This window comes from Rhizobium deserti, from assembly GCF_004358025.1.
Taxonomy (GTDB): Bacteria; Pseudomonadota; Alphaproteobacteria; order Rhizobiales; family Rhizobiaceae; genus Neorhizobium; species Neorhizobium deserti.
Map to the genome: position 1 here is coordinate 439,808 of NZ_SMTL01000003.1, position 26,219 is coordinate 466,026.

Here is a 26,219-nt window from a genome sequence, read left to right on the forward strand (position 1 = left end):
TGGCGGGCTGCCGTCGCGACAGGAGAGGGACGATGATCCGCAAAACCATTTCCGGCGCCGCGCTGGCGCTGTTTGCCGCCTCGGCGGCCTTTGTTGTCACGCCGGCTCAAGCCGCCACCACTTCGGCCGCCGTGCTGAAGCATTATGCCGAACTGGCGCATGCGAAATACGAGGACTCGCTGACGACGGCGCAGGCGCTCGACAAGGCCATAGACGCCTTGATCGCAACCCCGAGCGACGAGACGCTGAAGGCCGCAAGAGCGGCCTGGATCGCGGCGCGCGTGCCTTACCAGCAGACGGAAGTCTACCGTTTCGGCAATCCGATGGTTGACGACTGGGAAGGCAAGGTCAATGCCTGGCCGCTCGACGAAGGCCTGATCGATTATGTCGATACCTCCTACGGCAAGGAAAGCGACGAGAACGCGCTTTATACGGCCAACATCATCGCCAACCCGAAGATCAAGGTGAACGGCAAGACGCTGGACACCACCAAGATCAGCGCCAAGACGCTTCGCAGCCTGCACGAGGCCGGCGAAATCGAGGCCAATGTGGCGACCGGCTACCATGCCATTGAATTCCTGCTCTGGGGCCAGGATCTGCACGGCACCGGAGCGGGTGCCGGCGAGCGTTCCTATACGGATTATGACAAGACCAATTGCACCAATGGCAATTGCGACCGCCGCGCCCAGTATCTGAAGGCTGCCTCGGCGCTGCTGGTGTCCGACCTCAAGGACATGGTCACAGCCTGGGCGCCAAAGGGCAAGGCCACCAAGAATGTCGAGGCCAATGGCAAGAAGGGCCTGACCGCCATCCTCACCGGCATGGGTTCGCTGTCCTATGGCGAGCTTGCCGGCGAGCGCATGAAGCTCGGCCTGCTCCTGCACGATCCGGAAGAAGAGCATGATTGCTTCTCCGACAATACCTATGCCTCGCATCTCAACGACGCGATCGGCATCCGGTCCGCCTATACGGGCGAATATACCCGCGTCGACGGCACCAAGATGACGGGACCGTCGCTATCCGAATTGGTGGCCGCCAAGGATGCCGGCCTCGACACGGAGATGAAGACCAAGCTCGACGCGACCCTGACAGCCATGAATGCCATGGCGGACCGCGCCCAGAAGGTCGAAGCCTATGACCAGATGATCGGCGACGGAAACGCCGAAGGCAATGCCGTCGTCCAGAAGGCCATCGACGGCCTCATCGACCAGTCCAAGACCGTCGAGCGCGTCATTGCCTCGCTCGATCTCGGCTCGGTGAAGCTCGAAGGCTCCGACAGCCTCGATAACCCCGACGCCGTCTTCAAATAAGACAAGATGAAGGACGGGCCGCGACCTAGTCAGTTGCGGCCCGATGACCCATGACAACGCCTCGATCCTTTCTGATGCTGCTGCCGGTCCTGTCGGGCGCGCTCTGCCTCGTGCCGCTGATCGCCACGGGCGGCAATCCTGTGTTTCCGCTGGCGCGAACGGATCTTGACGCCAAGGATCAGAAGCGGGTCGCAGGCGTGACCCGGCCGACCGGCGATTTTTCCAAGCCCGAACAGTTCGAAACCATGGCAGCAGGTGCCGGCACCAGCCGCGCCGAGGTCAACGGCGATGCCTTTTCGCGTTTCTCTGCCAACATCACCTTCGCCGAGGAAGAAAGCTTCAAGCTCGGCAATGCGCTGTTCACCAAGCTGTGGGTCTCGGCGCCGTCTTCGACACAGGCGTCCGATGGCCTGGGGCCGCTGTTCAATGCCCGTGCCTGCCAGAGCTGCCATTTGAAGGACGGTCGCGGTCATCCGCCGGAAGGCACGGCTGACGCCACCTCGATGTTCCTGCGGCTCGGCCGCCCGGCCCGCACCGAAGCGGAGCGCAGCCAGGTCGCCGACTACCAGAAGCTCAATTTCCCGGATGCGGTCTACGGCGAGCAGTTGCAGGATCTTGCTGTGCCGGGCCTCAAGTCCGAAGGGCAAATGCAAATTTCCTACGAGGAAATTCCGGTCACGCTGGCCGGCGGCGAGGTCGTTCATTTGCGCAAGCCGAGCTATTCGGTTGGCGACCTCGGCTTCGGGCCTCTGGAAGGCGATGTCACACTGTCCCCCCGCGTTGCGCCGCCGATGATCGGCATGGGACTGATCCAGGCGATCCACGAATCAGACCTTCTGGCCAAGGCGGATCCCGACGACAAGGATGGAGACGGCATTTCCGGCAAGGCGGCCCTGGTGCGCGACCACAAGAGCGGCGAACTGAAGATCGGCCGCTTCGGCTTCAAGGCTCAGAATGCCACGATCCGCGACCAGACCTCGACGGCCTTTGCCGGCGATCTCGGCATCTCAACTCCCGACGACCCCTTCGATCATGGCGATTGCACCAAGGCGCAAGCCGATTGTCTGGCCATGCCGACCGGCGTGCAGGCTCGGCTCGGTCCGGTCGAAGCGCCGGCGCCGGTGCTCGACCTCGTCACCTTCTATTCCGAAAACCTCGCCGTGCCGGCGCGCCGTGACGTGGCGGACAAGACGGTTTTGAAGGGCAAGGAGCTCTTCTACCGCTCCGGCTGCACGGCCTGCCATATGCCGAAATTCGTGACCAGCCGCGATGCCGGCAACAAGGCGCAAGCCTTCCAGCTGATCTGGCCCTATTCCGATTTCCTTCTGCACGACATGGGCGACGGCCTGGCCGACGGCCAGCAGGTCGGCATGGCGGACGGAAACGAGTGGCGCACGCAGCCGCTCTGGGGCCTGGGTCTGACCAGAACCGTCAACGGCCATAGTTTCCTTCTGCATGACGGGCGTGCCCGCAATCTGACCGAGGCCGTGCTCTGGCATGGCGGCGAGGCGCAGAAGGCACGCGACGCCTTCGCCTCGCTCGCCAAAGACGACCGCAATGCCCTTCTCAAATTCCTGGAGTCCCTTTGATGCGCCACCTTATCGTCGCCGGGGTGATCGCGCTTCTGCCAAGCACGGTGTTTGCGCAGGAGGCCGCGCCCGCTCCTTCCGTCGATCTTCCGCAAGCGGCGGTCACGAAGGTGATGGCGGCGGCGGTCGACGGCTTCATTCGCCCCGGCTATGATGCCTTCCAGCAGTCGGCCGAACGGATGACCGGCGCCATGAACGCGCTCTGCAAGGCTCCGTCGAAAGACGGCTACGAGGCGGCGCGGACAGCGTTTTGGGATCTCGCCACAAGCTGGGCCCGCATCGAGATCGTCCGGGTCGGGCCGATCATCGAGCAGAACCGCTTCGAGCGCATCCTCTTTTATCCCGACCGCAAGAGCACCGGCCTGAAACAGGTTCAGGGCGCCCTCGTCAAGGCAGATGAAAGCGTTACGGACGCCTCAACGCTCGGCACTAAAAGCGTCGCCATGCAGGGGCTGGGAGCACTGGAATATGTGCTTGCCGGCACCGGCTCCGACGAACTGCTGAACGAAGCAGGCGGCTTCCGATGCCGTTATGGCGCAGCGATTGCCGGCAATGTCGCCAATGTTGCCAGGGACGTCGCCGCCATCTGGGATGCGCCGGACGGCATCCAGAAGACCTGGGAGCAGCCGGGCTCCGACAATCTAGCGTTCCGAACCGGTGGCGAGGCGATCACGGCACTGCTCGGCATCCTTGTGCATGGTGCCGAAGCGGTGCGCGACCAGCGCATCGAGAGCTTCTACAAGGGTCCGGACAAGGCGAAGTTTCCCAAGCAGGCGCTGTTCTGGCGCTCGCAGAACACCTGGCCGAGCGTCAAGGCGAACCTCGAAGGCCTGTCGGCGCTGCTGGAAACATCCGGCATGGTCGAACTGCTGCAGGAAAATGACCGTCCTGTTGTTGCGGCCACCCATGCCAAGCTCAAGTCGATGATCGAGCTTTCCGCGAGGATCACGCCCGATCTCGAAAAGGCGGTCGAGGATACGGGCGAGCGCAAGAAGCTCGATACGCTGCTGGCTGACGGCAAGGATGTCATCGCCAAGCTGAACGACGGTTATGGCGGCGCCATCGGCCTGAGTTCCGGCTTTTCCTTTGCCGACGGCGACTGAGCCCATGGTGCTTGCCCGATGACATGGCGCGGCGAAACCATCGACCGGCGCGGCTTCCTGAAAGCTGCCGGGATCGCGTTCACTGCCGCGCTCTCGCCGCACGCGCTGATGGCCCTGGAAAGGGCCCAAGCCGTTTATGCCTCCGGCTACCGGGCCCCCGACGGTTCCTTCGGCATTGCCACCGTGTCCGAGCGTGGGGAGATCATCGACCGCTCTCCTTTGCCGGCCCGGTCCCATGGCATGGCTTTTAGCGCCGCCACCGGCCGTCTCGCCGCCTTTGCCCGACGCCCGGGCACCTTCGCAATGATCTTCGATCCTCGCCTCAAGGCGGAGCCGGTCATGATCACCTCGCCCGAGGGGCGCCACTTCTACGGGCACGGGCATTTTTCGCCGGACGGCCGGCTGCTCTATGCCAGCGAAAACGATTTCGACGGCAATCGCGGCATGATCGGCATCTATGACGCCGGCGACGGGTTCAGGCGCATCGGCGAGTTCGACGCGCATGGTATCGGCACCCACGACATGACGGTTTCCGAGGACGGCAAGCTCCTGGTGATCGCCAATGGCGGCATTGAGACGCATCCGGATTTCGGCCGCACCAAGCTCAATCTCGACCGCATGGAGCCGTCGCTGGTGCTGCTTGATGCGAAGACCGGGGCGCTGATCCAGCGGCATGGGCTCCCCTCCTCGCTCAACCAGTTGTCCACGCGCCATGTCGACATCGGCAACAATGGCCGCGTCTGGTTTGCCTGCCAGTGGGAAGGCGCGCGCAATGCCCGGCCGCCGCTGGCCGGCTGGTTTGCAAAGGACGAAGACTTGTCCTTCGTTTCGCTGTCGGAGGAGACCACGGCGCTGCTCGGCAATTATGTTGGTGCCATCGCGGTCAACCGCCGCGACGGCCTGGTGGGGCTCACCTCGCCGGTCAGTGGCGCGGTCGTTACGCTCGACGCCAGGACCGGCACCGTGCTGCGGCAGGAGACGATCCGTGATGCCGCAGGCGTTGCCCCCGCTCCTGGCGGCATTGCCGTCTCCTCCTATGACGGGACGTTCAACGAAACCCGCAGCCTCGTGGCCTGGGACCAGCACATCGTCCGGATTGGCTGATCTGGCCGGCTGTCGCTACCGCCCTATCTGCCGCAGCATGAACAGAACCATTACACACATCGTCTTCATGATCGCCGTCGTCGCGCTCGGCTCTCTGGTCGGCCTCCTCAATATTCCCGGCGAATGGTATCAGTCGCTGCAAAAGCCTTTCTTCAATCCGCCCAACTGGCTGTTCGGCCCGGCCTGGACCACGCTCTACATCTTGATCGGTATTGCCGGCGCGCGGACATGGCTTGACGGCCGTTATTCAATCCGCATGAAGATCTGGTTCGTGCAGATGGGCTTGAACTTCCTGTGGTCGCCCGCCTTCTTCGGCCTGCAGAGCCCGCTTCTCGGCCTGGTCGTCATCCTGCCCTTGCTGATCGCCATTCTCGCTTTCATCCGCATGAGCTGGCCGGTCGATCGCATCGCCGCGTGGCTGTTCGTGCCCTACGCGCTGTGGGTGGCTTTCGCGACGCTGCTGAACCTGTCGATCGTTGTCCTGAACTAGCCATCGCCACGGCTTGCGGCGCCCTGTGGTCCATGTCACCTTCCCTGTCAAAACAGGGGAGCATGATGGACATAACCGATACAGGCGATTTCCAGGCGCGCGTCAGACAGAGTTTCGAGCGCCAGGGCGCCATGGGGCTGCTGTGTGCCGAGCTCGTGCGGGTGGAGCCGGCGACGGTGGAGATTGAACTTCCCTTCGATCCCAAGCTGACGCAGCAGCATGGCTTCCTGCATGCGGGCGTCATTTCCGCCGCGCTTGAAACAGCCTGCACCTATGCCGCCTATACGACCATCGCGCCCGACGTTTCGGTGCTGACCATCGAATTCAAGGTCAACCTGATGTCGCCCGGACGCGGCGAGCGTTTCCTGTTTCGCGGAGAGATCACCAAGCCGGGCTCGACGATCATCGTTGCCGACGGGCGCGGCTATGCGATCGGAGATGGCCCGGCAAAGCTGATTGCCTCGATGACCAGCACGATGATGATCATTCGCGGCAGGCAGGACGTGGTCGGATGAACTTCACCCTCAAGCAGGCCAACGGCACGTCCATTCTTTTCGTCATGGCGGTGGATGCGGAATACGGTCCGGCGCTGAAGGCGCGCATTGAGCCGCTGATGACCGGCGTCGGCCCCGTCGAAGCGGCCGTCGTGCTCAGCCATACGCTTACCAAGCTGCAGATCGAAGGCACCCGCCCGGGCCTCGTCATTTCGCTTGGATCGGCCGGTTCGCGCACGCTCGAGCAGACGGAAGTCTACCAGGTCTCCTCCGTCGCCTATCGGGACATGGATGCCTCGCCGCTCGGTTTCGAGAAGGGCCGCACGCCGTTTCTCGATAACCCGGCCGTCATGCCCCTGCCGCACCGCATCCCGGGCGTTCCCGAAGCCTCGCTGTCAACCGGCGGCAACATTGTTTCAGGCGCTGCCTATGACGTTCTTGCCGCAGACATGGTCGACATGGAGACCTTTGCGGTCATGCGCTGCTGCCAGCTGTTCGGCCTGCCGCTGATCGGCTTGCGCGGCATTTCCGACGGAAAGGAAGAGCTGAAGCATGTCGGCAATTGGACGGAATATCTGCATGTCATCGACGTCAAGCTGGCAGCGGCCGTTGACCGGCTGACGGAGGCACTGGAAAGCGGAGATTTGGCGCTCTGACGCAGTTGCACAAAAGCCAAGTTTTCTTTAAAGGCTCGCCATGACCCAGACAACGCCCTCGGTACCTCATCCCGACAGCATTCTCATCATCGATTTCGGCAGCCAGGTGACGCAGCTGATCGCCCGGCGCGTTCGCGAAGCCGGCGTCTACTGCGAGATCCATCCTTTTCAGAACGCCGCAGCCGCATTCGAGAAACTGCAGCCGAAGGGCGTCATCTTCTCCGGCGGCCCCGCCTCTGTCACGACCGAAGGCAGCCCGCGTGCGCCGCAGGCCGTTTTCGACAGCGGCGTTCCCATTCTCGGCATATGCTACGGCCAGCAGACGCTGGCAACCCAGCTCGGCGGCGTCGTCGAGGGCGACCATGCCGCCGAATTTGGCCGCGCCGATGTCGAGATCAAGGCGCCTAGCCCCCTGTTCGAGGGCTTCTGGGAAGTCGGCGGACGCTATCCGGTTTGGATGAGCCATGGCGACCGCGTCACGCAGTTGCCGGAGGGATTTGAAGTCGTCGGCACGTCCGAAAATGCCCCCTTCGCCATCGCGGTGAATGAGGAGCGGCGTTACTACACGACCATGTTCCATCCGGAAGTGATGCACACGCCGGACGGCGCCAAGCTGCTTTCCAACTTCGTGCACCGGATCGTCGGCCTGAAGTCCGACTGGACCATGGCTGCCTACCGCGCCGAAATGATCCGCAAGATCCGCGAACAGGTGGGCGACAAGCGCGTCATCTGCGGCCTTTCCGGCGGCGTGGATTCATCCGTTGCGGCCGTTCTCATTCATGAAGCGATCGGCGATCAGTTGACCTGCATCTATGTCGATCACGGCCTGATGCGCCAGGGCGAGACCGAGCAGGTCGTCGGCATGTTCCGCGACGCCTACAACATCCCTCTCGTGCACGTGGACGCGTCCGACCTCTTCCTCACCGAACTTGCCGGCGTTTCCGACCCGGAGGTCAAGCGCAAGACGATTGGCCGCCTGTTCATCGAGGTCTTCGATGCGGAAGCGTCGAAGATCGCCGAAGACGGCAAGGGAGCGCCAGCCTTCCTCGCCCAGGGCACGCTTTATCCGGACGTTATCGAAAGCGTCTCCTTCTCCGGCGGCCCTTCCGTCACCATCAAGAGCCACCACAATGTCGGCGGCCTGCCAGAACGCATGAACATGCAGCTCGTCGAGCCGCTGCGCGAGCTGTTCAAGGACGAAGTGCGCGCGCTTGGCCGCGAACTCGGGCTGCCGGAAAGCTTCATCGGCCGCCATCCCTTCCCGGGCCCCGGCTTGGCGATCCGCTGCCCCGGTGTCGTCACCCGCGAAAAGCTCGACATCCTGCGCAAGGCGGATGCCATTTATCTCGAGGAGATCCGTAAGGCCGGCCTCTACGACACGATCTGGCAGGCCTTTGCCGTGCTCCTGCCGGTGCAGACCGTCGGCGTCATGGGCGATTACCGCACCTATGATTTCGTCTGCGCCCTGCGGGCCGTGACCTCGGTCGACGGCATGACCGCCGATTTCTACCCCTATGACATGAATTTCCTCGGCCGCACCGCTACCCGCATCATCAACGAAGTGCGCGGCATCAACCGCGTCGTCTACGACGTCACGTCGAAGCCGCCCGGCACGATCGAGTGGGAATAACGGGCTGAATGCCGGCAGGAGAACCAATGCATCTGGTCCAGATCCTGCTGCCGGTCTCCGACAAGTCGGGTAAAGCCTTTCCGCCCGAACACTATGCCGCTATCCGCGATCAACTGACCCACCTGTTTGGCGGCATGACCTTCCACCGCACGGCGCCTGCCGAGGGCCTGTGGATCAGCGAAGGCGAGGTTGCCCGTGACACGATCGTTACCGCTGAGGTCATGATCGAAGAGCTCGACCGCGCATGGTGGGCCGGCTACCGAGCGGAACTCGAAAGCCTGTTCCGCCAGGACGAAATCGTTATCCGCGCATGGCCGATCAGCCGGCTCTGAGCATGATCCTCAAAAGGCGAGCGATTGCTGCGCCGGATCGCCGGGTGCCAGCCGGACGCCTTCGAGCTCCAGCATTCGCAGCTTCGATGTCGAGCCGCCGGGCGCCGAAAACCCGCCGAGCTTGCCGCCGGCTGCCAGCACTCGATGACAGGGAATGATTAGCGCCACCGGGTTCCCGGCCATTGCCTGGCCGATGTGGCGGGCGGCCGCGGGTCCGGCTCCAAGCTCCCTCGCTAGGGCTCCATAGGTCGTCGTCTTGCCCCAGCCAACGCCGCGGGTGGCTGCATAAATGCTCTTCAGGAAATCGCTCTGGCCGCTGAGGTCGAGCTTGATGGCTGAAAAGTCCACTGTCTCTCCGGCAAAATAGCGTTTCACTGCCGCGATCGCCTCCGCCACATGCACAGGCGGGCTGCCCGGCTCGGCCTGCGGCAGGCGGCGAAGCAGCAGACGTTCGGTTTCAACCGCATCAGAGGTCGGCAGCTGGAAACGGGCAATGCCATCGCCGGTCCAGGCCATGCCGCAAAAGCCGGATGCCGTTTGAAAGAGCTGATAAACATGCGCCGCCACCGGAAAATCCTCCATCATCTGGTCGCAGCATCGTCCTTGCTCACCGGCAATTCAACCCGTTTCTCGACCGCCTGTCTCTATTCAGAGAATAGACGTGTTCATTATATGTTCTTTACAGCACGGCGGCACGGGAGTATTCTTCAGACGATTCAAGTGGCGGGGTTTCAGGTGGGCAGCAGGCGGCAGATGCAGGCAAATCGTGGCCAGCTTTTGCTATCCGGCAGCGATGATTGGCCGGCGCAGCGCGGCGGTTCCAGCCGCTCGGCAAGTACCTTGATGTTCGTGTTGAGGCCGCCAAAGGACTTGAGGCTGCGCATGCATCAGGAAGCGGAGCGTCATGGGCAAGATCAGGCGGCAGGATCGGCCTGTCCGGCGCATCTCCTCCACCTGTCGCTGCTAAGTCTCGGCCGGTTCGATGCGCCACCCAAGGCGATTATTGCACGGGCAAAGGCGGCGGCCGCCAGTATTGAGGCCAGGCCTATTCCCATCACGCTCGACAGCAGCGGTTTTTTGGGTGGCAAACGGCAGTTGGCGCTTTACCCGGCCAAGGGCAATCAGCGGATCGTTCAGTTCGGAGAAATTCTCGGCCGCAGCCTGCGCCATCACAATCTGCCGGGCCTGGTCGAGAAACAGCCGACGCCGCATGTCACGGTCATCCATGACAGCGGCACGGGCGATCCGATGAGCATCGAGCGGAATTATGCCTGGATCGCCGGAGAATTCACTCTCGTCTTCAGCCATCACGAGGAGGCGCGGCAAGAGGAAATCGGGCGTTGGAGCCTTGATCCCAAGGCGCCGCCTTATGCAGCGCCAGCAGAACAGTTGAGGATGGCGGTTTAGCGCTTGACGACTCTATCGGCCGAGAAGCGGGTAGACGTTTGCAACCATAGGCGCCAGAGGTGACGGAGGTCACCTCTCCTCTGGTTTGAGCCGGTATCAGCCGAGCCGGTCGAAGGACTGCGGGTCGATGCCGAGAGCACGCAGATCGGTGTTCTTCGGGCGGCGACCGCCTTCAACAGCTGCCGAAACCGAGATCGCGGCGCCAAAAACGGCCAGAGCACGGCTGAAGCGGCTACGGCGGGTGTTGTTTTGTACGGACATGTCATCTCTCCTTTTCGTCTTGCTAAAATATGAGGCTGGACAGCCGTTTTCGCAATGCACAAGGAAACAGGGGAGGCATGCAACCATGACATGCCGGCGACCTTCCCCGCGTTGAGCTTTCGCAGGGTGCTTGCGGAGCGCCGGCTGCCCTTGGTATCCATGCCCTCAAAGCACGAGAGACAAGCATGACAATCACCATCTACGGCATCAAGAACTGCGACACGATGAAAAAGGCCCGCGCCTGGCTGGACAATAAGGGCCTCGCCTACAGTTTCCACGACTACAAGGCAGACGGCATCGACCCCAGCCATCTGGAGCGTTGGACGGCGCTTGCCGGATGGGAGACTGTGCTCAACCGCGCCGGCACGACGTTCAAGAAGCTGGACGAGGCGGACAAGCAGGATCTCGACCAGAAAAAGGCGATCGCCCTGATGCTGGCCCAGCCCTCGATGATCAAGCGGCCGGTGCTGGAGATCGACGAAAAGCTGCTTGTCGGCTTCCAGCCGGACGTTTACGCGCAGACCTTTTCCTGAACCGAAGCGCGGGACGAACACAATGTCGAAGACCACACGAGCGACCCAGGCGCTGCAGAAGGCCGCCGTGAGCTTTACCACCGTCACCTATGACTATGATCCCAATGCCGACCGGATCGGATTGCAGGCGGCAGAGGCGATCGGAGAAGAGCCGCGACGCGTGCTGAAAACATTGATGGCGGAAGTTGACGGCAAGCCCGTCTGCGTCGTGGTGCCGTCGGACCGGGAAGTCTCGATGAAAAAACTCGCTGCGGCCTTTGGCGGCAAGACGGCCAGCATGATGAAGCCTGCCGATGCGGAAAGGGCGACCGGCTACCATGTCGGCGGCATCAGCCCCTTCGGCCAGAAAAAGCAGGTGCCGACGGCGATCGAGATCCTGGCGCTCGACGAGCCGCATGTCTTCATCAATGGCGGGCAGCGCGGCCTGCAGATGAAGCTCGACCCCAAGGCCGCCCGCGATGCGCTGGAAGCCGTCGCTGCACCGCTTATTGCCTGAAGGACGCCCATGCCAACGACAACCGAAACGCTCCGCATCCTTGAGCCGCATCCGGCTGTTTTCGCCTATTACGACGGCCGCATTCACGGTAAGCGGCTGCATTCCAGCGCCGACAACTGGCTGGATGACGGCGCTTATGCGCTGGGCGTCGCCTCCTACGCGATCGTGGACGGCACTGAAGCGCTGGTCTACGACACGCATATTTCGCTCGAGCATGCCAAGGCCATCCGCGCGCATCTAGAGAGCCTTGGAGTTCAGCATATCCGCGTTGTTCTCAGCCATTGGCACAAGGACCATGTCGCCGGAAATGGCGCCTTTGCCGATTGCGAGATCCTGTCGCTCAAGCTCACCGCGGAACGGTTGCTGCAGAACCGCCAGAAGATCGAGCAAGCCGATCCGCCGATCTCTCCGCTGGTCATGCCGAACGCGACGTTCGAAGACAGCCTGCACCTCACCATCGGCAGGCGGCGGGTGGAACTGCATCATTTCGCCATCCACAGCGCCGATGGCAATGTCGTCTTCTTGCCGGAGCAAGGCCTGCTTCTGGCCGGCGATACGCTGGAAGACACTGTCACTTTTATTTCGGAGGCCTTGGAGATCGGCACCCATGTCCGTGAACTGGAGCGGATGAAAACCTTTCCTATCGCCAAGATCCTGCCCGCACATGGCGATCACGCCCGCATCGCCGCCGGCGGCTACAGCCCAACGCTCATTCACGCCAACCAGTCTTACCTGCAGCGTCTCCGAAACGCGCTCGCCATGGAGGAAGACGTCGATTCCTCGCTCGAGCGCTTCGTTGCGCCTGAGATTGCTTCAGGCGCCGTCCTTTACTTTGTGCCCTACGAGGCGGTGCATCGGAGCAATATCGCTGCCGTGAAGGACGTCATGCCCATACTGTCCCGCGACAGCTGACAAGAACGCTTCCATTCGCGCCCAAGAGGCCTAGATTCGCAGTCCATTCAGAAAGCAGAGGTTCCCATGACAATCGTGCCGAATTTCCAGACCGCCATCGATCTCGAAAAGCTTGAAAAGCTGGGCGAAGTCGCCGTCAGGGTGGGGCTTGGGCTCGAAAAAGGCCAGGATCTCGTCATCACTGCGCCGCTTGCCGCCGTGCCTCTGGTGCGATTCATCACCAAGCATGCCTATATGGCCGGTGCGGGTATCGTCTCAGCCTTCTACGCCGATGAGGAAACCACTCTGGCCCGCTACCAACACGCACCGGATGCCAGCTTCGACAAGGCGTCCGACTGGCTTTACGAGGGAATGGCCAAGGCCTATGCCAACGGCGCCGCCCGTCTGGCGGTTTCCGGCGACAATCCGATGATGCTGGCGGAACAGGATCCCGCCAAGGTCGCCCGGGCCAACAAGGCGAATTCCATGGCCTACAAGCCGGCGCTGGAAAAGATCGCCAATTTCGACATCAACTGGAACATCGTCTCTTATCCTAACCCTGCCTGGGCACGGCAGGTCTTTCCGGACGTGCCGGAAGAGGTCGCCGTGCGCAAGCTGGCGGACGCGATCTTTGCAGCGTCGCGCGTCGATGTGGCCGATCCGGTCGCCGCCTGGGCGGAGCACAATGGCAATCTCAAGAAGCGCTCCAGCTGGCTGAACGGCGAACGCTTCTCCGCACTGCATTTCACCGGGCCCGGAACCGATCTCACCGTCGGCCTGGCCGACGGCCACGAATGGCATGGCGGCGCCTCGACAGCCAAGAACGGCATTACCTGCAATCCCAATATCCCGACCGAGGAAGTCTTCACGACGCCGCATGCCCTGAAGGTCGAGGGTTATGTGTCGAGCACCAAGCCGCTGTCCCACCAGGGCACGCTGATCGACAATATCCAGGTCAGGTTCGAAGGGGGCCGCATCGTCGAGGCCAAGGCTTCGCGCGGCGAAGAAGTGCTCAACAAGGTGCTGGACACGGACAAAGGCGCACGACGTCTGGGCGAAGTGGCGCTCGTCCCGCATTCCTCGCCGATTTCCGCGAGCGGCATCCTCTTCTACAACACCCTGTTCGACGAGAACGCGTCCTGCCATATCGCGCTCGGCCAGTGCTATTCGAAATGCTTCCTCGGCGGCGCATCCCTCAGCCAGGAGCAGATCAAGGCGCAGGGCGGCAATTCCAGCCTCATCCATATCGACTGGATGATCGGCTCCGATCAGGTCGATATCGACGGCATCGGCGCCGACGGCACCAAGGTTCCGGTCATGCGCAAGGGCGAATGGGCCTGAGTGATCCGGCGGCAGATGCGACCGACATCTGCCGCCGCGACGTTTATTTTAGGAAAATCTAACCTTCTTCGCTGCCGCAGCAAGCGCCGCACAAGCTTACTGGTCAAGCATCGCGTCATCATCACGCTCGAAGCAGACAAGACCAGCCCAACGCATGGCTTCTCTCCGTGATGGATAACCGAACCGGAGAAATTATGCCTGTCATTACATTCGCAAATACCAAGGGCGGCGCTGGTAAGACTACCATGGCGCTTGTCGTTGCAGGAGAACTGGCTCGCCGCGGGCACAAAGTGGCCCTGCTGGATGCCGACCCGCAGCAGTGGGTTTCTCGCTGGATGACACGGACCGCCGAGCTTCCAAGCCTGTCGATCGTTTCCGATATCACGGCCGACAATGTCGAGCAGACGATCAAGGACCTCGGCAAGCAGGCCGACTATATCCTGCTCGATCTGCCGGGCGGCCTGACGCCATTGCTCGCCAAGGGTCTCGGCCTGTCGAGCCACGTCTTCGTGCCGGTCCAGGGCTGTGCGCTGGATGCCGCTGGAGGTGCCCAGGTGCTTGATATCCTCAAGCAGCTGTCCGAGGTATCGGGCATCAAGATCGCCCATTCGGTTGCGCTGACCCGCGTCAACTCGATCATCACTACCCGCGCCCTGCAGGCCGTCAAGGCCATGCTGGCGCGCCAGCATGTGCATGTGCTGGATACGCCCTTGGTTGAACGGGCCGCCTTCCGTGACATGTTCGACGCCGGCACCATGCTGAGCGGCATGAAGCCGGAAGCGGTCAGCAATCTTGACCGGGCACGCGACAATGCGCGGGCGCTGGCGGAGGAAATCCTCTCCCTCGTGCCGCTCAAGCTCGCTCGCCCGAAGGCAGCTGCACCGCGCAAGGCGGTGACGAAGCGCGCCGCCTGATACGGCATGAAAAAGGGCGTGCGCCCGCATGCCCTTTTCCTTTCAAATCTTTGCTTGAGGAACTCCCCTAGAAAAGGCTGCCCTGTTTCGGCGCCGCTTCCATTGCCTCCGGCTTGAGAACGCGCTTCTTTGCCGGCTGCGGCGCAACCCCTGGCCGCTCCGCCGTCTCCACCGCACCGCCCGTCATGGCCGCAATCCGTCCGTCGGCAAATTCCAGCGATACTGCCCGTCCGGGTCCAAGCTCGGCGGCGCGGGTTACGGGATGGTCATCCTCACCCCGCACCACGGCAAATCCGCGTTTCAACACGTTCTTGTAGGACAGCGATTGCAGCACGCGGTCCTGCGCCGTGACGGCAGAGCGGCTGCGCCCAAGCCGATGGGTGATTGCCGTATCCGCGTGCCGGCCGAGCGAGGTCAGATGCTGACGCTCGCGCTGCAGCTGTCCGAGCAGCCGCGCCGGAAGGGCGGCGAGCGAGGCTGCCGCCTTGCCAAGGCGATTATGCTCCTTCAGCATGTGCCGTTCCAGGCAGCGCTCGCCGCGCATGATCCGGTCGGCCAGCATTTGCCGCTGCTGCGCCAGCCGGTTGCTTAGAAGTTCCAGCCTGAGGCCGCCGGCAGCCCGCTCGAAGCTGCGGCGCTTGACGACAGTGGTGCGTTCAAGGCCACGTCCAAGACCTGCTGCCGCCTCATCGAACCTACGACGCGGCAGAGCCAGAAGCTGATCGAGCGATGGCAGAGCTCGCACCAGGGCGCGCACTTCCTGCCGGTGGCGATCCATTTGCCGGCTGGCGCAACCGCGCAATCTCGCCGTCAGATTGGCGAGCTGCGCGTCGAGTTCGGCCTTGACCGGCACCGCCATCTCCGCCGCACCGGTCGGCGTCGGCGCGCGCACATCCGCCGCATGATCGATCAGCGTCCAGTCGGTCTCATGCCCGACAGCGGAGATCAGCGGAATTTGACTGTCGGCGGCGGCGCGCACCACCGCCTCGTCGTTGAAGCCCCAGAGATCTTCAAGGCTGCCGCCGCCGCGCGCGACGATCAGCACGTCGGGCCGCTTGATGGGTCCGCCCGGGCCCATCGCGTTGAAGCCGCGAATGGCAGAAGCGACCTCGTCGCCCGAACCCTCGCCCTGCACCTTGACCGGCCAGACCAGGACATGCACCGGGAAGCGGTCCGAGATGCGATGCAGGATGTCGCGGATAACGGCGCCGGTCGGCGAGGTCACAACGCCGATCACCTGCGGCAGGAAAGGCAAGGTGTGCTTGCGGCTCTGGTCGAACAATCCTTCCGCCGCCAGCCGCCGCCGCCGTTCCTCGAGCAGCGCCATCAGCGCGCCGGCGCCGGCAGGCTCTAGGTTTTCGATGACGATCTGATATTTTGACGATCCGGGGAAAGTGGTGACCTTGCCGGTGGCGATCACCTCCATGCCCTCTTCCGGGCGGAACTTGATGCGCGGAAACGTGCCCTTCCAGATCACCGCATCGATGCGGGCGCGATCATCCTTGAGGCAGAAATAGGCATGACCGGAGGAATGCTGGCCGCGATAACCGGAAATCTCGCCGCGAACCCGTACATGATCGAAGGCAGTCTCAACCGTCCGCTTGATCGAGCCGGACAGTTCCGAGACGGAAAACTCGGTGAGGTTCGTCTGAGAATCATTGGCGAGCAGGCTGTTCATCCTGTCCTTCTAGAACATTCACGGCCGGAATTCATCAGTCTGCTCTCCGGTGAGGCAGACAATCCAGGACATATATAAGTACGGGTGCGCTCGAGGAACAGCAGCCTTGCAAAAGGCCGCCGCGTCTCCAGACGCCGGCGCATAGGCGAAACGGCCGAATTCGAAGGCTGCGCGTTGCCGGATGAACTGCTGGCGATCTCGTCGCTGAGCGATAGCCTGAAGCCTGCTCGTCCGGCGCCTCGTTAGGGGCGGTCCGGCAGCACGCGGAAGATCCGAAAGCCCTCCACCGGCCCACCGACCGGCTGCAGATAATCGGGCACCTCATTGCGCTGAAGCGCTGCATACAAGCCGTCCGGCTTTATCCGGACCAGGGCCGTCGTCTGCGGATCCGTGCTGCAGAAGGTGACAATGGTGACGCCGGCGCCGCGGATGAAGGCTTCGGCCTCCTTCGGATTGGCAAGGCCGATATGCAGTTCGGTCAGCATGCCGGCCTGATTGCGGTGATAGGGTGCGGAAATGGCACGATGCGGCGTGAACCGGATAATGTCGGCGCCGCTGTTCGACGGAGACGAAACGACGCCGGGGGGCAAGCCGTTCAGGACCTGCATGGTTGCCGGACCGCCGCATTCTCCAGATTCCGCAGTGTCCGAGGCAGATAGGCCTTCAAGAGTGACCGCGCCCCAACCTTCCTTCAGGACAATGCCCGACACGCCCCAGACCGCCGGCACCGAGGCGAGGACGCCGAGGATATAGGCAAGCGCCACGCTGGCATTGTTCGGCTCCAGCTGGGACGCCCGCCGCAGATCGGTGATCAGCAGCGACAACGGCAGGATGCTCAGCAGATTGGCCAGAAAGGCGCCGCGAACCTGGATCAGCGTGATCGCCCAGGCAGCGCCGATAAGCGCGAAAAGAAGCAGGTGCAGTTCCAGATCTTTCCTTTGCAGGATGCGGAACAGGCAAACGCCCATGGCAAAGAGGCCGACCGCATAGAAGGCACCAGCGGTTTCCGGCCGGTTCTTCAGTTCGGCCACCACGGACCGTGCTTCCGATACGCCGTTCAGCCAAAGCTCGGTGAGCATGGGATCGAGATTGCCCAGCGGATCGCCGAGGCATTGCGGCGCGATCACCCGCGCGGCCAGCAGAAGCAGTCCTCCGGCCGCAGCCAGCAGCGCCAGCCGGACGGGTCTCGTCGCCTTGCCGGAGAAGCTTGCAAGCAGAAACAGCCCGGCTCCGCCGAGTGCCGAGAGCGAATAGAAGCCGAAGGAAAGATTGTCGCAGGTAACGACCGCATAGGCATGCGGTGGTACGGTCAACACGAAGGCTGCGGTGATCGCCAGCGTCAGCGACAGGCCGAAGCCGCGAGCGGCCTCAGCAAATCTGGCGCCCTGCCAGGCCCATTGCACGGCCACGCAAAGGCAGGCGACCGCAACGAGCGGCACGGTTTCCGCACCCACGGCGATGGCGAGCGCGCAGGCGATACCGGCTGTCAGGTAACTTCCGGCTCTTCGGACCGGATCCACCAGCATGGCAACGATCCACATGGCGAGAGCCAGCTGGACATTGTGATGGTCGATCGCGCCAGGATCGAACTTGCCGCAGGTAAATATGAACAGGGCACCCAGGCCCAGCGCGATATGCATGGTCTGGACGCCGCCGATGCGCCGGCCGGCGATCGCCAGGGGCAGCAGGAGCAGGCCGGAGGTGATCAGCGGCCAGATGATGGCAGCCGCACCTTCCGCCGCTGGCTGGCGCATGAACAAGCCGAAGAAACGGATCAGCAGGGCGATCGGCAGGTCGACCAGGCGCGACCAGTGCATCAATGTGCCGCCGGCAAGGCCAAGGCGGTACTGCATCAGGTCGAACCAGCCTTGCCCGGCCAGCAGGTCGCGCACTTCCACGAGCCGCATGGCGTCGTCATTGTCGGGACCGATCAGATCCTTCGCGCCGGGCACAGACAGCGCCACAGCCAGCAGCGCCGTCACCAGCCAATAGGCGGCAACGGTCGGCAAAAGCCTTGCATACCAGGGCGGATGTTCATGGGCAGCCGTCATCCCGAATTCCGATCCACCATGCCGTCCGCCAATAATTCCAGTTTTCACGCGCATTCCAATGCGCAGAAACCTAGCCTTAACCTTCCCAAGAAATAGTAAAGCGGATGGCTCGGGCACGACCTGCGCCGGATTTTCCGTGTAGCGAGTGAAAATCATGATCGATGCGCCGAGCGGCGATTTCAAGATCGCCGTGCTCTTGCCCTGTTACAACGAGGCATCCACCATCGGCGCTGTCGTCAGCGGCTTTCGCGAGGCGTTGCCCGATGCCCGCATCTATGTCTACGACAACAATTCCACCGACGGTACGGCGCTGACCGCCATGCTGGCCGGTGCCGACGTGATGCGTGAAAGACGTCAGGGAAAGGGCCATGTGGTGCGCCGCATGTTTGCCGACATCGATGCCGACATCTATGTCATGGCGGACGGAGACGGCACCTATTCGCCCAGCGATGCCGAGGAACTGATCCGCACGCTGCTGACCGAACGGGCCGACATGGTCGTCGGCACACGGCGCGGCGTGCATGCGGATGCCGGGCGCCAGGGTCACGCAGCCGGCAACCGGCTGTTCAACATGCTCTACCGGATGATTTTCGGGCGGGATTTCACCGATATTTTTTCCGGCTATCGCGCCTTCTCGCGCCGCTTCGTCAAGAGCTTCCCGGCCGTGTCCGCCGGGTTCGAGATCGAAACGGAAATGTCGGTGCATGCCTCACGGCTGAAATTGCCGGTCAGCGAGATCGAACTGGACTACGGGCGCCGGCCGAAGGGATCGCATTCGAAACTTTCGACCTTCAGGGACGGCGCCAGGATCCTGTGGATGTTCGCCATGCTGATGAAGGAAACCCGGCCCTTCGCCTTTTTCGGTGCGATCAGCGGCGCCTTCATGGCGGCCAGCCTGATCTTCATGGCGCCGGTTCTGGTTTCCTATTTCGCCACCGGCCTTGTCGAGCGCATGCCGACCTGGGTCTTCTCGCTGGTGCTGATGCTGATCTCCTTCCTGATCTTCACCGCCGGCCTGATCCTCGATTCGCTGTCCCGCGCCCGCGCCGAACAGCTTCGCATCCATTACATGAACCTGCCGCAGCGCAGCCAGCAGCCCGTGTTCCGCGATATTGACCTCGAAAGCGCGAGCCGTTCAGGCACTAAGAGCGCGGCATGAGCCGGATCTTCTGGTTCCTTCTGGCCGGTGGTGGAGGCTTCCTCGTTGATGCCGGATTGACGCATGTCCTGATCACGGTGGCGGGCCTCAGCCCGCTTGCTGCGCGCGTACCCGCCATCATGGCTGCCATGGCTTTCACCTGGCTCATCAATCGAAGCCGGACGTTCGGCCCGTCGCGCCGTTCACTGGCCGTCGAAGGTTTCCGCTACTGGGCGGTCGGCATCACGTCGGCGGCCTTGAACTATGCCATCTATTCGTCGCTGATCTTCATCACGCCGCTGCTGCAGCCGATCGTCGCGATCATCCTGTCTTCGCTCGCGGCGACCTTCTACAGCTTCTTCGGCTATTCCCGTTTCGTCTTCCGTCACTAACGGAAGGCGCTAAACGTTCTCCCAGCCACCGTGTTCGCCGGCGCGGTAGATCGCATCGATGAACCTCTGGTTCAGCAGCGAGCTTTCCAGCGTCACCACGTCCGCGGCTTGGCCAAAGGCCGCGCCCGCAAAGGCTTCCGCCTGCCTGCGGTACTGGCGGCTGTCGGGAAAACGGAAGACCTGCGACACATTGTGCTTCTGATTGGTCAGCTCGACCTCTTCGGCGCCCCAGCGGTCGGCATTGAAGGGCGACTTCACCTCGATGAAGCCCTCGGTGCCGTGGAAGACCATCAGCTGGCGGCTCGCCATCTGCGTCGCCACATAGAAGCTCAATTCGAAAGAGCCGAAATCCGCCCTGACGCTCGCATAGATATCGGTCCCGAATTCCGGATCGCGCTCGACAGTCGCCTGCACGCGCTGCGGTTCCTTGCCCGTGGCGAACCGCGTCGCAATGGTCGGGTAAACGCCGATATCGGGAAGCGCACCGCCACCGAGTTCGGGAATGTTGCGCATGTTGGAAGGATCGCGGTTGAAATAGCTGAACGCGCCCTGCACATGCTTCAGCTCACCGATTGCCCCCTCGCCCAGGAGTTCGCGAACCTTCCACCAGACCGGCGCATAGGTGATCATGAAGGCTTCGGCAACCAGGACCTTGTTGCGGTCGCGCGCTTCGATCAGCGCGAGGATTTCGCTCGCCTTCAATGCCAGCGGCTTTTCCACCAGCACATGTTTTCCCGCCTCGACCGCCTTCAGCGACCATTCCACATGCTGGCTTGTCGGCAGCGGGATGTAGACGGCGTCGATCACGTCCGATCGCAGCATTTCCTCATAGGAGCCAAAGGCATGCAGCACGCTGAAGCGATCGGCCAGCGCGCGCGCCTTGGCCAGGTCGCGGCTGGCAACGGCGGTCACCACACAGTTCTCGGCATCCTGAATTGCCGGTATGACAGCATCACGGGCAATCTTGGCGGTCGACAAAATTCCAAAGCGCAGCATCAAACTCTCCCATATGATATCGCGATCGGACCTTATGGAGGAGACCGGGCCGGTGCAACGCATGGCAATGCGTGCCGCTTGAAAAAGTGGGAAACGGCGCAAGATAACAGCATGCCGCCGGCAAATGCCGACGATTCAAGATTCTTTCTGAAGCCATAGGCTCACCTCACAAAATCCGGAGATCATCATGGAGCTGCGCGCACTCGGCCGGACCGGCCTTTCCATCTCGCCTGTCGTTTTCGGCGGCAATGTTTTCGGCTGGACGGCCGACGAGAAGACCTCCTTCGATCTTCTCGACCGCTTCTTCGATGCCGGTTTTAACACGATCGACACCGCCGACGCCTATAGCCGCTGGGTACCCGGCCATGAGGGGGGCGAATCCGAGACGATCATCGGCAAATGGATGAAGAGCCGCGGTTTGGCCCGCGACAAGGCCGTGATCGTTACCAAGGTCGGGTCCGATATGGGACAGGGCAAGAAGGATCTGTCAGCCAAGTGGATCCTGGAAGAAGTGGACAATTCGCTGCGCCGCCTGCAGACCGATCATATCGATCTTTACCTCGCCCATTGGCCGGATCCGACGGTCGGCCATGAGGAAACGCTCGGCGCTTTCGCCAAGCTGAAGGAACAGGGCAAGATCCGGTCGATCGGCTGCTCCAATTATGATGCCAGGATGATGCAGGATTCCTTTGAGGTCTCGGCCAGGAACAGCCTGCCTCGCTATGATGTGCTGCAGCCGCCCTACAATCTTTACGACCGGAGCGAGTTCGAAGGCGACCTCTCGGAGCTCTGCATTCGCGAAGACATCGGCGTCATCAACTATTACGGCCTCGCTTCGGGCTTCCTGACCGGCAAATACCGCGACAAGGCCGATACGGAAGGCAAGGCTCGCGGTGCCAAGGCGCTGTCCTATCTGAACGACAAGGGCCTGCGCATCCTAGCGGCACTGGATGAGATTTCGGTGGAGACCAATGCCGAACCGGCGGCGATTGCCCTGGCATGGCTGCGTCAGCGGCCGGGCGTCAGCGCGCCGATTGCCAGCGCCACCAGCACGAGCCAGCTCGAAGCGATCATCGCCTCGGGCAATCTCACCTTGTCGGCCGACCAGATGGAACTTCTCAACCAGGCAGGCGCCTGATTGCTTCCCCCGCAGGCGCCTTAGCACCTGATCTCTCTTCCGGCAGGTGCTGCAGCGCCTACCGCTCTCATCCCTCAAGGAGGCTCACATGAAAATGCGCAAACTCGGAGACGTCTTGACCGTCTCCTCCGTCGGTCTCGGCTGCATGGGCATGAGCCACGGCTATGGTGGCCAGGACGAACAGGACGCGATCCGCACCCTGCATCGGGCGGTCGACCTCGGCGTCAACTTCTTCGACACGGCAGAAGTCTACGGGCCTTTCAAGAACGAAGAATTGATCGGCAAAGGCCTGAAGCCGTTCCGCGACAAGGTCGTCATCGCCACCAAGTTCGGCTTTAGGATCGACCCCAATGCCGCTGACGCAAAGGCCATGTCGGGGCTCGACAGCCGCCCGGAACATGTCCGCGAAGTCGCGGAAGCTTCGCTGAAGCGCCTTGGCGTCGAAGTCATCGACCTCTTCTACCAGCACCGGGTCGATCCGAATGTGCCGATCGAGGATACGGTCGGCGCCATGGCCGATCTTGTCGCACAGGGCAAGGTGCGGGCTCTCGGCCTGTCGGAAGCCGGTGCGGACGTCATCCGTAGGGCGCATGCCGTGCATCCGATCACCGCGCTTCAGAGCGAATATTCTCTGTGGACCCGCGATCCGGAAGGCGAGATCCTCGATACCTGCCGTGAACTCAATATCGGTTTCGTGCCGTTCAGCCCGCTCGGGCGCGGCTTCCTCACCGGCAAGATCCAGAAGCCGGACGACTTTGGGCCCGACGATTTCCGCAACACGCTGCCGCGCTTCAGCGCCGAAAACATGGCCGCCAATGCGTCGCTGGTGACGTTGCTGGAAGGAATGGCAGCCGACAAGGGCGTTACCGCAGCGCAGCTGGCGCTTGCCTGGGTGCTGGCCCAGGGCGATTTTATCGTTCCCATTCCGGGAGCGCGCAAGATTCCGCATTTGGAGCAGAATGTCGCCGCCAGTGATATCGAGCTTTCCAGCGAGGAACTGAAAACGCTGGGCGACCTGCTGGCACCGGAGAAGTTTTCCGGCACACGCTATGCCGCTCAGGCCATGGCTTGGACCAATCGCTAGAAACTGCACCGGAACTCATCCGCGGACGGAACGTTAGAAGAACAAACCACCGAGTGAGGCCCATGATGAGCGACCAGCACAATCCCAAGATCGACCCGGATCCTTCCTCCAATACGGAAAAGGATCCGGATGACTGGGTTACCGGCGACGAGCCGATGACCGGCGCCCAGAAATCCTACCTGAAGACCTTGTCCGAGCAGGTGCATCAGCCGGACGCTTTCGCGGAAGACCTGTCGAAGGCCGAAGCATCGAAGCGCATCGACGCCCTGAAAAGCGGGCAAAAGCAGTAAGCAGTCGTATCGTGGAAGGCGCCGCTCTTGCAGTGGCGCCTTTTGTTATGCGCGTAGCACACCGCCGGTCGTCTTTTCGACATTGGCGACGATCTTTGCCGTCAGCGCCTCGAAATCCTCGTCCGTCAGCGTCTTGTCGACCGGCTGGATCAGCACTTCGATGGCCACCGACTTCCTGGCCTCGCCCAGCGAGGCGCCTTCGAACACGTCGAAGACATTGACGCCGGAGATCAGCTTGCGATCGGCACTGGTTGCAGCCTTGACGATGGCACCGGCCTCCACCTCGCTTGCAACAACGAAGGCGAAATCGCGCTTCACCACCTGAAAGGCCGAGAGTTCGAGCGGAGGCTTGGTGCGGGTCGCCTTCTTTTTCGGCTCCGGCATGGCATCGAGGAAGACTTCGAAACCGCACAGCGCGCCTGAAACGTCGAGGGCGCCAAGCGTCTTGGGGTGGAATTCGCCGAAACTGCCGAGCACCACCTTGGGGCCCATCTTGATCGTGCCGGAACGGCCCGGATGATACCAGCCGGGAGCCCCCTTTTCGATCTGGACATTGGCCATGGGCAGACCGCAGGCCTCGATCACCGCCAGCGCATCGGCCTTGGCATCGAAGACGTCGACCGACTTGCCGCCGCCTTTGGCCGTGTTGGACCACAGGCGGCCGGAGCCGTTGATGGATGCCGTGCCGCGGCGGATGCCGCCGGCAACGCGCCGCTGGCCTTCCGGCGTGTCGGCTTCATAGATCCCCGACACTTCGAAGATCGCCACATCGCCGAAACCCTTGTCGGCATTGCGCTGCGCCGCCGTCAGCAGACCGGGCAGCAGCGATGGCCGCATGTCCGACATGTCGGCGGCAATCGGGTTTGCGAGCTTGAGAGATGGCGAACCGCCGCCGAACAGCCGCGCCTGATCTTCCGAGATGAAGGACCAGGTCACCGCCTCCAGCATGCCGCGCGAGGCAAGCGCCCGCTTGGCGGTGCGGGTGCGCACCTGCAATGTCGTCAGGATTTTCGCGTTGACGCTCGAAAGCTTGTCGATCGGTTCCGGCTTGATCTGGTCGACGCCGTGGATGCGCATGACCTCTTCCACCAGATCGGCCTTGCCATCGACGTCCGGGCGCCAGGAGGGAACGGTGACGGAAACCCGCTCTCCTTCCCCTTCCACAGCAAAGCCGAGGCGGGTGAGGATATGCCGGCTTTCCTCGGTCGACACCTCGAGGCCGGTCAGCCGCCTGACCTCGGCGAAGGGGAAATCGACGCGTTTCGGCGGATGAGGCTTGTAACCGACCACCTTTGCCTCCGCGGCCGTGCCGCCGCAAAGCTCCAGAACCAGTTCGGTGGTGCGATCAAGGCCGGGGACCATATAATCCGGGTCGATGCCGCGCTCGAAGCGGTAGCGTGCATCGGTGATGATGCCGAGCGCGCGGCCGGATTTGGCAATGTTGATCGGGTCCCAGAGCGCAGATTCGATCAGGACATCCACCGTATTCTCATCGCAGCCGGAATGTTCGCCGCCCATGATGCCGCCGATCGATTCCACGCCGTTGTCGTCGGCGATGACGACATTGCTCGGCCCCAGCTTGTATTGCCGCTGATCGAGCGCCAGCACCGTCTCGCCGTCCTTGGCACGCCGAACGGTGAGATTGCCCTTCACCTTGGCGGCGTCGAAGACATGCATGGGGCGGCCGCGGTCGAAGGTCATGTAATTGGTGATGTCGACCAGGGCGTTGATCGGGCGAAGGCCGATCGCCTTCAGGCGCGCCTGCATCCAGGCGGGGCTCGACCCGTTCTTGACTCCCCGCACGAGGCGAAGGCCGAAACCGGGGCAGAGCCGCGGATCATCGAGATCGATGGTCAGGCCGATCGAAGTTTCGCCTTGTGTCTCGAAAGCGGGCTTCGGCTGCGGCTTCAACGTGCCGAGGCCGGATGCGGCGAGATCGCGGGCAATGCCGTGGATGGAGGTGCAGTCGGGACGATTGGGCGTCAGGTTGATCTCGATGACCGGATCGTCCAGCCCCGCATAGGACGCGAAGGCCGTGCCCACCGGCGCATCCTCCGGAAGGTCGATAATGCCGTCGTGACTGTCGGACATGTCGAGTTCCTTTTCGGAACACATCATGCCGTGGCTTTCCACACCACGGATATTGCCGACCGACAGCGTCACGTCGATCCCCGGCACATAGGTTCCCGGCTGCGCCAAGGCTCCAATCAGGCCGGCGCGGGCATTCGGAGCGCCGCAGACGACCTGCAGCGGCTTGCCGCCGTTCACCTGCGGGCCGGCGTCGACCATCAGCACCTTGAGGCGGTCCGCCTGCGGATGCGGTTCGGCCGACAGCACCTTGGCGATCACGAAGGGCTTGTAGGCCGCCTTGTCGTCGACATCCTCGACTTCGAGGCCGATTGCCGTCAGGCGCTCACAGATTTCGGTCAGCGTCGCGTCGGTCTCGAGGTGGTCCTTGAGCCAGGAGAGGGTGAATTTCATGATCTGTCTCCTTGAGGTCTCGCGACGGTATTGGCCTCCATCCGGGGCAGTCCGTCGTCGAGATGGAAAAACGGCAATTCCTCGCCGACATAGCCATGCATGCGAGGCGGATAGTTCTCCGGCGCATCCATGGCGCCGAGCATGAAAAAAATCTGGTCGCTCAGCCGCTCGTCCAAATAGGCGATCGGCGCGCCACAGGTGCCGCAGAAGCTGCGCTTCACCGGGGCCTTGCCATAGACCGAGCCTGTGTCACCGTCAAAGCGAACATCGGCCGCCTGGAAACCAACAAAGGCTGCAACCGGCGCACCGCTCGCTCGCCGGCAATCGCCGCAATGGCAATAGCTGGCATAGAAAGGTTCGGCGCTCGCTTCGAATCGGATCGCACCGCAACGGCAACCGCCGGTGTGTTGGGTCATGACC

General features: G+C 62.5%; 27 protein-coding genes. 20 read left to right on the top strand and 7 right to left on the bottom strand.

The features are described 5' to 3' along the window. Positions 1-32: 32 nt before the first annotated feature. From E2F50_RS14225 to E2F50_RS14265, 9 genes are all read left to right on the top strand, one after another. On the top strand, positions 33-1,310 hold the full coding sequence (locus E2F50_RS14225) for an imelysin family protein (RefSeq protein WP_133316821.1): 1,278 nt from the start codon (positions 33-35) through the stop codon (positions 1,308-1,310). Between the two features lie 50 nt (positions 1,311-1,360). Continuing rightward, positions 1,361-2,899, top strand: coding sequence for a di-heme oxidoreductase family protein (locus E2F50_RS14230; protein WP_133316822.1), 1,539 nt, complete (start codon positions 1,361-1,363; stop codon positions 2,897-2,899). Beyond that, positions 2,899-4,002 carry an imelysin family protein gene (locus E2F50_RS14235; RefSeq protein ID WP_133316823.1) on the top strand — a complete coding sequence of 368 codons (1,104 nt, stop codon included), beginning with the start codon at positions 2,899-2,901 and terminating at the stop codon, positions 4,000-4,002. Before E2F50_RS14230 ends, E2F50_RS14235 begins: the two co-directional genes overlap by 1 nt. Positions 4,003-4,020: 18 nt before the next feature. Continuing rightward, the gene (locus tag E2F50_RS14240) at positions 4,021-5,106 is read left to right on the top strand and encodes a DUF1513 domain-containing protein (RefSeq protein ID WP_133316824.1); all 1,086 of its coding nucleotides are present in this window, start codon (positions 4,021-4,023) and stop codon (positions 5,104-5,106) included. Between the two features lie 37 nt (positions 5,107-5,143). Further along, positions 5,144-5,596, top strand: coding sequence for a TspO/MBR family protein (locus E2F50_RS14245; protein WP_133316825.1), 453 nt, complete (start codon positions 5,144-5,146; stop codon positions 5,594-5,596). A 65-nt stretch (positions 5,597-5,661) separates the two neighbouring features. After that, positions 5,662-6,111 carry a PaaI family thioesterase gene (locus E2F50_RS14250; protein ID WP_133316826.1) on the top strand — a complete coding sequence of 150 codons (450 nt, stop codon included), beginning with the start codon at positions 5,662-5,664 and terminating at the stop codon, positions 6,109-6,111. Beyond that, positions 6,108-6,746, top strand: a complete 639-nt coding sequence (locus E2F50_RS14255) for a 5'-methylthioadenosine/S-adenosylhomocysteine nucleosidase (protein ID WP_133316827.1) — start codon at positions 6,108-6,110, stop codon at positions 6,744-6,746. Before E2F50_RS14250 ends, E2F50_RS14255 begins: the two co-directional genes overlap by 4 nt. A gap of 40 nt (positions 6,747-6,786) precedes the next feature. Then, positions 6,787-8,376 (top strand): glutamine-hydrolyzing GMP synthase, encoded by a 1,590-nt coding sequence (guaA, locus tag E2F50_RS14260; protein WP_133316828.1) that lies wholly within the window; start codon positions 6,787-6,789, stop codon positions 8,374-8,376. Between the two features lie 26 nt (positions 8,377-8,402). Beyond that, complete coding sequence (locus tag E2F50_RS14265; protein WP_133316829.1) at positions 8,403-8,708, top strand: hypothetical protein; 306 nt, start codon at positions 8,403-8,405, stop codon at positions 8,706-8,708. A gap of 9 nt (positions 8,709-8,717) precedes the next feature. Here the strand turns inward: E2F50_RS14265 and E2F50_RS14270 are convergent, their stop codons facing one another. After that, positions 8,718-9,290 (bottom strand): methylated-DNA--[protein]-cysteine S-methyltransferase, encoded by a 573-nt coding sequence (locus tag E2F50_RS14270; protein ID WP_133317116.1) that lies wholly within the window; start codon positions 9,288-9,290, stop codon positions 8,718-8,720. Positions 9,291-9,461: 171 nt separating this feature from the next. Here E2F50_RS14270 and E2F50_RS14275 point away from each other — a divergent pair, with 171 nt between their 5' ends. Beyond that, positions 9,462-10,115, top strand: coding sequence for a 2'-5' RNA ligase family protein (locus E2F50_RS14275; protein WP_133316830.1), 654 nt, complete (start codon positions 9,462-9,464; stop codon positions 10,113-10,115). 96 nt (positions 10,116-10,211) lie between these two features. Here E2F50_RS14275 and E2F50_RS23230 read toward each other — a convergent pair whose 3' ends face one another. Then, positions 10,212-10,376, bottom strand: a complete 165-nt coding sequence (locus tag E2F50_RS23230) for a hypothetical protein (protein ID WP_202615459.1) — start codon at positions 10,374-10,376, stop codon at positions 10,212-10,214. 185 nt (positions 10,377-10,561) lie between these two features. Between E2F50_RS23230 and E2F50_RS14280 the strand changes: the two genes are divergently transcribed. The 5 genes from E2F50_RS14280 to E2F50_RS14300 all read left to right on the top strand — a co-directional run bounded on the left by E2F50_RS14280 (position 10,562) and on the right by E2F50_RS14300 (position 14,551). Further along, the gene (locus E2F50_RS14280; protein WP_133316831.1) at positions 10,562-10,909 is read left to right on the top strand and encodes an ArsC family reductase; all 348 of its coding nucleotides are present in this window, start codon (positions 10,562-10,564) and stop codon (positions 10,907-10,909) included. A gap of 22 nt (positions 10,910-10,931) precedes the next feature. Further along, positions 10,932-11,405 (top strand): Cys-tRNA(Pro) deacylase, encoded by a 474-nt coding sequence (ybaK, locus tag E2F50_RS14285; protein WP_133316832.1) that lies wholly within the window; start codon positions 10,932-10,934, stop codon positions 11,403-11,405. 9 nt (positions 11,406-11,414) lie between these two features. Beyond that, a complete protein-coding gene (locus E2F50_RS14290; protein WP_133316833.1) occupies positions 11,415-12,317 on the top strand; it encodes an MBL fold metallo-hydrolase in 903 nt (300 codons plus the stop codon). A gap of 66 nt (positions 12,318-12,383) precedes the next feature. Then, the gene (locus E2F50_RS14295) at positions 12,384-13,637 is read left to right on the top strand and encodes an aminopeptidase (protein ID WP_133316834.1); all 1,254 of its coding nucleotides are present in this window, start codon (positions 12,384-12,386) and stop codon (positions 13,635-13,637) included. Between the two features lie 194 nt (positions 13,638-13,831). Further along, the gene (locus E2F50_RS14300; RefSeq protein ID WP_133316835.1) at positions 13,832-14,551 is read left to right on the top strand and encodes a ParA family protein; all 720 of its coding nucleotides are present in this window, start codon (positions 13,832-13,834) and stop codon (positions 14,549-14,551) included. Between the two features lie 67 nt (positions 14,552-14,618). On the opposite strand, the gene xseA is transcribed toward E2F50_RS14300, so the two are convergent. Both xseA and E2F50_RS14310 read right to left on the bottom strand, forming a co-directional pair. After that, a complete protein-coding gene (gene xseA / locus E2F50_RS14305) occupies positions 14,619-16,229 on the bottom strand; it encodes an exodeoxyribonuclease VII large subunit (RefSeq protein ID WP_133316836.1) in 1,611 nt (536 codons plus the stop codon). Between the two features lie 242 nt (positions 16,230-16,471). Next, positions 16,472-18,280 (bottom strand): hypothetical protein, encoded by a 1,809-nt coding sequence (locus tag E2F50_RS14310; RefSeq protein WP_133316837.1) that lies wholly within the window; start codon positions 18,278-18,280, stop codon positions 16,472-16,474. A 154-nt stretch (positions 18,281-18,434) separates the two neighbouring features. On the opposite strand from E2F50_RS14310, the gene E2F50_RS14315 reads away from it, so the two are divergent. Together E2F50_RS14315 and E2F50_RS14320 are read left to right on the top strand one after the other, a co-directional pair. Then, the gene (locus tag E2F50_RS14315) at positions 18,435-19,439 is read left to right on the top strand and encodes a glycosyltransferase (protein WP_133316838.1); all 1,005 of its coding nucleotides are present in this window, start codon (positions 18,435-18,437) and stop codon (positions 19,437-19,439) included. Further along, positions 19,436-19,810 carry a GtrA family protein gene (locus E2F50_RS14320; protein ID WP_133316839.1) on the top strand — a complete coding sequence of 125 codons (375 nt, stop codon included), beginning with the start codon at positions 19,436-19,438 and terminating at the stop codon, positions 19,808-19,810. Before E2F50_RS14315 ends, E2F50_RS14320 begins: the two co-directional genes overlap by 4 nt. 9 nt (positions 19,811-19,819) lie before the next feature. Here E2F50_RS14320 and E2F50_RS14325 read toward each other — a convergent pair whose 3' ends face one another. After that, positions 19,820-20,806 carry a Gfo/Idh/MocA family protein gene (locus tag E2F50_RS14325; protein WP_133316840.1) on the bottom strand — a complete coding sequence of 329 codons (987 nt, stop codon included), beginning with the start codon at positions 20,804-20,806 and terminating at the stop codon, positions 19,820-19,822. Positions 20,807-20,993: 187 nt separating this feature from the next. Between E2F50_RS14325 and E2F50_RS14330 the strand changes: the two genes are divergently transcribed. The 3 genes from E2F50_RS14330 to E2F50_RS14340 all read left to right on the top strand — a co-directional run bounded on the left by E2F50_RS14330 (position 20,994) and on the right by E2F50_RS14340 (position 23,318). Then, positions 20,994-21,944 carry an aldo/keto reductase gene (locus tag E2F50_RS14330; RefSeq protein ID WP_133316841.1) on the top strand — a complete coding sequence of 317 codons (951 nt, stop codon included), beginning with the start codon at positions 20,994-20,996 and terminating at the stop codon, positions 21,942-21,944. Between the two features lie 88 nt (positions 21,945-22,032). After that, entirely contained in the window at positions 22,033-23,028 is a 996-nt protein-coding gene (locus E2F50_RS14335) for an aldo/keto reductase (protein WP_133316842.1), read from the top strand. 65 nt (positions 23,029-23,093) lie between these two features. After that, a complete protein-coding gene (locus E2F50_RS14340) occupies positions 23,094-23,318 on the top strand; it encodes a DUF3072 domain-containing protein (RefSeq protein ID WP_425375389.1) in 225 nt (74 codons plus the stop codon). A gap of 45 nt (positions 23,319-23,363) precedes the next feature. On the opposite strand, the gene pheT is transcribed toward E2F50_RS14340, so the two are convergent. Together pheT and E2F50_RS14350 are read right to left on the bottom strand one after the other, a co-directional pair. After that, on the bottom strand, positions 23,364-25,799 hold the full coding sequence (pheT, locus tag E2F50_RS14345) for a phenylalanine--tRNA ligase subunit beta (RefSeq protein WP_133316844.1): 2,436 nt from the start codon (positions 25,797-25,799) through the stop codon (positions 23,364-23,366). Then, entirely contained in the window at positions 25,796-26,215 is a 420-nt protein-coding gene (locus E2F50_RS14350) for a GFA family protein (RefSeq protein ID WP_133316845.1), read from the bottom strand. Before E2F50_RS14350 ends, pheT begins: the two co-directional genes overlap by 4 nt. Positions 26,216-26,219: the final 4 nt, after the last annotated feature.